Raw genomic sequence first — 6691 nt, 5'->3', positions numbered from 1 at the left:
TACAACGCCGCCGGCGTGCCGATCGCAGCGGGACTGCTCTATCCCTTCTTCGGCATCCTCATCAGCCCGATGTTCGCGGCCTTTGCGATGAGCGCGTCGTCAGTCTCGGTGGTGTTCAATGCCCTCAGGCTCAGGGCGGTCAAGGTATGAGTCGTTGATCCCATGCAATCTCCACTTCATCTTCGCTCCTTGATGTCCGGAACGAACTGGTGGTGACTGAACCGGACACATTCCGAGCCGCAGAACCGCGGCGGACGGGATCGTGGCAACGACGGCGACGGGCCGGGATCAGAAGTCTCCTGAGGCGGCCTCTCGCAGGCTCAGCTTCTCCAGCGTCAGGCCCGATGGGCCTTTCGCAGGGGCTCGTTTCCCTTCTTCAACTCCTTGCGCCCGTTCTACCAAGTCGGTCTTGTGGTCAAGAAAACCCTTCAGCCATCGGGCAGTACGCGAACGGGGGCGGGCTTCGGTGCCCTCTGGTCCCTCGCGGAAAACTCCAAGATCCGGGGATTCAAGGTTTGAGCTCAGAGCAGGGTCGCGCAGAGTTCACGTCGAACTGAGAACTGCACGGGGAGCAGGTCACAGGTGATGGACGCAGCTATGTGGGTAGGCTCTGCGATCCAGAGACCCCTGATGCCGCTTGTCTCTGGTGGGCATTGGTCGTGACAACCGTGTGATCGAACATCGCAGGAAATTTGTTGATGTCGTGCTCTCGCCCGAATACTGGATAAGCATGAATCAGCTTCTGCGCCAGCTCGCTACATTCCTTATCGTGGCTTTCGTCACGATGGGTGTGACTGCGTCAGGTGGAAGCGCATCAGAGGCTCTGGAATGCCAGTTGTCCGAGGCTTCCGCTGAAGCCACAGACGTCCGAGCTACGCCTTCGGCACACAAGAGCTCGGACCACGCCCACCCTGAGGCGGACATCGTGGAAGATCGTTTACATGACGGAGGCGCGGAGCCCGACTTCCATGCGTCTCACTGCAAGGCTCCTGCTGGTCCGTCGACCACGATCCTGGGATTCAAGGAACTGGTTCAAGCGGTTTCGGCTAGCCAAGTCATTGTAGTCAATCACATCGAATCTCTGGTTGCACAGTCTGTCCCAGAAGGACTGCACCGCCCTCCGCGCGCCTGATCAGAACGTTGCCAGTTGCGGCCTGATTGGCCGTGACTTTCACCCTTCTGATCTACAAGCGGACTCATCACATGAAACTGATATTGGCGGCTGCAATGCCGCTGTTCGCGGGGGCCTGCGCGCCGCTGCCCGAGTTGGACATGTCGTCTGGCTTCGCTGCTGCTGCTGACGCATCTTCGCCCGTTTCGAGCATGCAGACTGGTCCCACGGTCACCTACCGACACCGTCCTGTTGAAGAACCTGGCGACTGGACCGTCATGAATGACGAGCAGATTGGGGGCGTGGAATGAGAAAGGCCATCACTCTCTCAGTAAGCGGGGTACTGCTGCTGTCTGCCTGCGCAGATGTCGCGACAGTGACCAAAGCCAGAGACGAGCGGGCGGGATTTGCTGCAGTCTCCGACATCTCCCGCCGTGCTGCTGGAGCGGAAGTCGCCTGGCTGCAAAGCCCCGCAGAACTCCAAGCCAACGCACAGCGCGTGCACGGCATGGTGCACCGCAAGACCCTCAGCGCAGACCAAGCTGTCCAGATCGCGCTCCTGAACAATCGAGGCCTTCAGGCACGATATGCTGAACTTGGCATGTCTGCAGCCGATCTGTGGGAAACTGCGCTCGGTCCGGTCCCGTCGCTCGGAATTTCTGTTTCAGGACTGGTCACTGGCGACGTCACCCGCTCGGTCGAGGCGACGGTAATTACGTCCATCCTAGACATTGCCACGAAAAAGCCCCGCACAAAGGCCGCCGAACTGTCCTTTCGGCAAGCTCAGTTGGCCGCAGCAGGCGACACTCTGGCGCTGGCGCACGAAACGCGTCGCAAATGGATCGAGGCGGTCGGTGCCTATGAAGCAGCGGCCCTTGTTGGTCGATCCCAAAGCGCTGCGGATGCGGCATCGGAGCTTGCCGCCGAACTGGGGACGACCGGCGCTCTTAGCAAGGCCGATCAGGCGCGCGAACATGTCTTCACGGCCGAACTGTCGGCAGAACATGCTGACGCCAAGCTGGAAGCGCAGCTTGCCAAGGAGCAACTGGTCCGGCTGATGGGACTGTGGGGAACGGGGACTGAGTTTTATGTGCCGGATAGCCTGCCGGCCCTTCCAGCTAACGCACCCAACCGCGCGAATATCGAACGTCTTGCCCTGACAAACCGTATCGATCTGGCGGCAGGACGGCTGGATCTTGAAGCGGTCGCCAATCGCTATCGGCTGAACGGTCAGACCCGAATGTTGTCCGACGCCGAAATAATCGCGGGGGCGGAAATCGAGCGTGAGGAGGGAGAGAGCGAGCGCGCTCCAGTGGTGGACGTAGAATTCAGGATCCCGGTCTATGACACCAGCGGGCTGATTTCACGACGTGGCAAGCTGGAGTATCTGCGCTCTGCCAATAACCTTGCGCAGACTGCCATCGAGGCACGATCGGAAGCGCGGGCTGCCTATGCCGCAGTAACAGGCAAGCATCAGATTGCCCGTCATTGGCGCGACCAAGTCCTACCCCTGCGCCGTCAGATCGATGAACAAGCTCTGCTCAGCTACAACGGCATGCTGACCTCCACCTTTGAACTGCTCAATGACGCGCGCGAGGGGCTGGAATCCCAGCTGAGCGCCGCCGAGGCGAAGAAGGACTACTGGTTGGCCGAGGCCGACACCACAGCCGCGGTCTGGGGCGGAGCGACCGGCGAAGGTGCAAGCGAGGGAGGAGACGAGGAATGATGAATCGCAGACAGATGCTGGGTGCGGGTATCGGTGCAGGCGCTGCAGCCTTGACCGTAAGTGCGGGGCAAGCGCAGACCCGCTTCCGCGACCTACCTGAGGCGTCAAGCACCGACAGCCCTTATACGCAGGTACCGTCACGTCCCACGACGGGCCTTGAATATAATCCGATCGTGACCCTGAACGGCTGGTCGCTGCCCTACAGGATGAACGGAAACGTAAAGGAATTCCATCTCGTTGCCGAGCCGGTCGAGCGTATCATGGCAGAGGGGATGGTGGGGCGCCTTTGGGGTTATAATGGGCAGTCTACGGGGCCCACGATCGAAGCAGTCGAAGGCGAGCGGGTTCGTATCTATGTCACCAACCGACTGCCCGAACACACGTCGGTTCACTGGCACGGATTGATCCTGCCCTCAGGGATGGACGGGGTAGGCGGCTTGAGCCATCCCGCCATCCCCTCCGGTAAAACCTTTGTCTACGAGTTCGACTTGGTGAAGTCCGGAACATTCATGTATCACCCCCATGCGGACGAAATGGTCCAAATGGCTATGGGCATGATGGGACTGTTCATCGTGCACCCGCGCGACCCAGCCTTCATGCCGGTAGATCGCGATTTCGGGCTTCTTCTAGCGGCTTACGACATTGATCCTGGGACTTATATTCCGCGCGTTTCAGAGATGACCGACTTCAATCTTTGGACGTTCAACAGCCGGATCTTTCCAGACATTGATCCGTTGGTGGTGAGCAAGGGAGATCGTGTCCGGATTCGCGTTGGCAATCTAACGATGACCAATCATCCTATTCACATGCACGGCTATGATTTCGAGGTAACCTCCACCGATGGGGGATGGGTCCGCCCTGAGGCCCGCTGGCCGGAAGTTACCATCGACATTCCGGTGGGCGCAATGCGGGCTTATGAATTCAACGCTGTTCATGAGGGTGATTGGGCGTTCCACTGCCACAAGTCGCACCACACCATGAACGCGATGGGCCATGAATTGCCTACCGTTATCGGCGCCAACAAGAAGCGCGTTACCGAGATGATCCGCAAGCACCAGCCGGGCTATATGCCGATGGGCACCGCTGGCATGGCGGACATGGGCGAAATGTCGATGGAGATCCCTGAAAACACGATTCCCATGATGACCGGATGGGGTCCATTCGGACCGTTGGAGATGGGCGGCATGTTCTCAGTCGTGAAGGTGCGCGAGGGTATAGCTCCTGACGATTATTCGGATCCGGGCTGGTTCGAGAACCCTCCCGGTACGCAGGCCTGGGAATGGACGGGTGAACTGCCCGAGCATGCCAGCAACGACAGCCCCGCCACAATCCTGACGCCCCGCGGGGGCATACGGTTGGGCTGACCCCGCGATATCGAGCAGTAACAGAGGAGACCCATATGAGATCAATACTACTCGCCGCCGCCGCCGTAATTGTCCCGACACTTGCGATCGCTGCGGGCAATCATTCCGGTGGGCATGGACACCCGATGGGCGAGCCGGCATCTGACGGAGACATGAAAACCGTCGAGGTTGTCATGAAAGAAACCGAAGATGGGCCAATGGTTTTCGAGCCGGGTGAGCTTTCATTTTCAGCGGGCGAGACTATCCGCCTAGTCATCATCAACAAGGGTGAGCTGGAGCATGAGTTCGTCATGGATACGGTCCAAAACAACGCCGAGCACAAGGAGTTGATGGAGAAGTTTCCAGAGATGGAGCATGACGATCCAAATTCGGTCCGGCTTCAGCCTGGCGAGACTGGAGAGATTCTTTGGACTTTCGAAAATGCCGGTCAATTTGAATTTGCCTGCCTGATGGTGGGTCACTACGAGTCCGGCATGCACGGCCCCCTGAACGTCACCAAATCCTGATTCTGGAGGACTTAAAAATGAAACTGATCAACCTGACGGCGGTCGCTTTGATCTTCTCTGCTGGCGCCGCACTAGCAGATACCCACATCACGAAAGGGACCGTTACCAAGGTCGATGCAAAGTGGAGCAAGGTAACCGTTGACCATGAAGAATTGAAGAATCTCGACATGCCGGCAATGAAAATGGTCTTTCAGCTGGCAGAACCAGAGATGGTCGACCAGCTCAGTGAAGGGGAAAATATCCGCTTCGCCGCTGACCGCGTGAATGGCAAGTTGACCATAACTGAAATTCTAGACTGATCCCGAAACAAAAAGAGTAAAGCGCCGCCTCACCCCACCCACTGCCTGAGGGTACCAAAATCAAGCGAGAGCGGGCATAACTTCAGGTCCGCTCTCGTCCAGTTCCGCGCATTCCGAAACCTCATGACCAATTTTCCCGTACTGCCCATGAAGAGGAAGCCCACAACCGCCTTGGAAGACCTCTTTGGGAGGACAGGTAGCAGCGGGGAAGGGGTTGGCCGGACCTTCACTGGGGCCGATCCGTCTCTTCCTGCCAGCGTGTCACAGGAGCACTGCGCTAAAGGCGATTTTGTTGACCTGAGTCAAAGACGAGCAGCAGAATAGGCGGCATAGCGCATCTTGCTACTGCTCCAAAGCGACGTTCCGAATCGCTGTTACGAAGCGAGACAATGACATTCTGGCGGGTCTCACGTGACAAAGGCATAGCGGTCCTCGGCCGACTGCTGGACCGTGCCCGCCTTGTGGCCGTGCTAGCCGCCTTGTTGGTCCTGCTCGCGCCCAACCTCGCCACTTCCGGTGTTCCGACGTCCGCTCCGCAGTCTCACTGTCATGAAGTGGGCATCGACGTGCCTTTGGTTGCAGTCGTGAACGGCGACGCGAGCCCGTGCGGGGATCCCGCCGACACCGCCTGCAGCGCCGCCGCTTGTGCCATGTCCACCTGCATGGCGGTGCCTCTTCCCGCCATGTTCGCCGTGCTGGGCCACAATGACATCATCCTGGCGGTAAGTTTCGGCGGCGATCAACCTGCTGCCGGCATCGACGCTATGCCGGATCTTCGCCCCCCCATTCGCGCAATCGCGGCCTGAGCGCCGCCGACGGGCGCTGCGGTGCAGTGCCTGGGGATTCCGCAACACTGACGCCCCCTTGCTGCCTCAACCGCAGCGCGCAGCAAGTCGGTCGCAGCACGTGAACACGTCACAAACCCGATGTCGTGCGTAAAGACTGCACCTTCATCGGAAGGAACCAGAAAGACCTGACATGAGCAGTTTATCACATCTGACCACCCGACGCGGTTTCGTGGCCGCTCTGGGGTTCGGCGGGGTCAGCCTTTACGGTCTGTGGGTTGGCTATGGCGCCGCACCCGGACCGGCGGCCCTGTTCCGCTCTGCAGAGGGCGCCGATGATCAGCTTGCCGCACACGGCGGGGGCGGCCACGGCGCTGTGACCGCCGGCCCCGACGCGGATGCATTCCGCACCGAAGTCGAGAGTTTCATTGCGCGTTTCGGTCAGGATGACGGCAGCGTTTATCCACGACACGAAGCAATGGCCGCGATGGAAACGGCGGTGCCCGCCACGATCATGGCCGCGCACACTCCTGACCCAGCGGCGGCGGCGGGCCACGGCCACGATGACGGCCATGCCGGACAATCCGAAGCCACGGCGCCCGACGATCACGCGGAACCGCTCAGCATCCCGATGATCGCCGAGCGCTGGTTCTACGAGCCGGCCCATCTGCGGCTGGATACGGGAACACCTTACCGGTTCCGCCTGATGGCCACCGATATTCCACACGGCGCTTCGGTCCAGTTCGGGCGCGGATCGCGGATGATCCGCCTGCGCCCGGGTACCGTGACCGAGGTCGATCTGACCTTCGAGAAGCCCGGCAGCTATCTGGTCTATTGCACCGCCTATTGCGGTACCGGTCATGATGCCATGCAGGCGCGCGTCGATGTCGTCTGAGAGGG

The 6691-nt window shown here is 59.8% G+C and carries 7 protein-coding genes and 1 pseudogene; all 8 read left to right on the top strand.

Annotated features, from left to right (window positions below; translation table 11 throughout):
• Nucleotides 1-150: pseudogene (locus tag DPQ23_RS16205) on the top strand (copper-transporting ATPase); the annotation flags it as partial.
• Between the two features lie 1053 nt (nt 151-1203).
• On the top strand, nt 1204-1422 hold the full coding sequence (locus DPQ23_RS15505; RefSeq protein WP_162630761.1) for a hypothetical protein: 219 nt from the start codon (nt 1204-1206) through the stop codon (nt 1420-1422).
• On the top strand, nt 1419-2837 hold the full coding sequence (locus tag DPQ23_RS13900) for a TolC family protein (RefSeq protein WP_112875390.1): 1419 nt from the start codon (nt 1419-1421) through the stop codon (nt 2835-2837). The genes DPQ23_RS15505 and DPQ23_RS13900 overlap by 4 nt, the downstream gene beginning before the upstream one ends.
• On the top strand, nt 2834-4201 hold the full coding sequence (locus DPQ23_RS13895; protein WP_112875389.1) for a multicopper oxidase family protein: 1368 nt from the start codon (nt 2834-2836) through the stop codon (nt 4199-4201). The genes DPQ23_RS13900 and DPQ23_RS13895 overlap by 4 nt, the downstream gene beginning before the upstream one ends.
• A 35-nt stretch (nt 4202-4236) precedes the next feature.
• Nucleotides 4237-4707 carry a cupredoxin domain-containing protein gene (locus tag DPQ23_RS13890; RefSeq protein WP_112875388.1) on the top strand — a complete coding sequence of 157 codons (471 nt, stop codon included), beginning with the start codon at nt 4237-4239 and terminating at the stop codon, nt 4705-4707.
• 17 nt (nt 4708-4724) lie between these two features.
• A complete protein-coding gene (locus DPQ23_RS13885; protein ID WP_112875387.1) occupies nt 4725-5006 on the top strand; it encodes a copper-binding protein in 282 nt (93 codons plus the stop codon).
• Between the two features lie 389 nt (nt 5007-5395).
• Complete coding sequence (locus tag DPQ23_RS13880; RefSeq protein ID WP_112875386.1) at nt 5396-5812, top strand: hypothetical protein; 417 nt, start codon at nt 5396-5398, stop codon at nt 5810-5812.
• A 172-nt stretch (nt 5813-5984) separates the two neighbouring features.
• On the top strand, nt 5985-6686 hold the full coding sequence (locus tag DPQ23_RS15500) for a cupredoxin domain-containing protein (protein ID WP_162630760.1): 702 nt from the start codon (nt 5985-5987) through the stop codon (nt 6684-6686).
• The last annotated feature ends 5 nt before the right edge of the window (nt 6687-6691 follow it).

Source organism: Paracoccus endophyticus, assembly GCF_003286075.1.
GTDB classification, from domain to species: Bacteria; Pseudomonadota; Alphaproteobacteria; order Rhodobacterales; family Rhodobacteraceae; genus Paracoccus; species Paracoccus endophyticus.
Note: the sequence above shows the minus strand (reverse complement) of the source record. Positions and strands in the feature narration are given on the sequence as shown.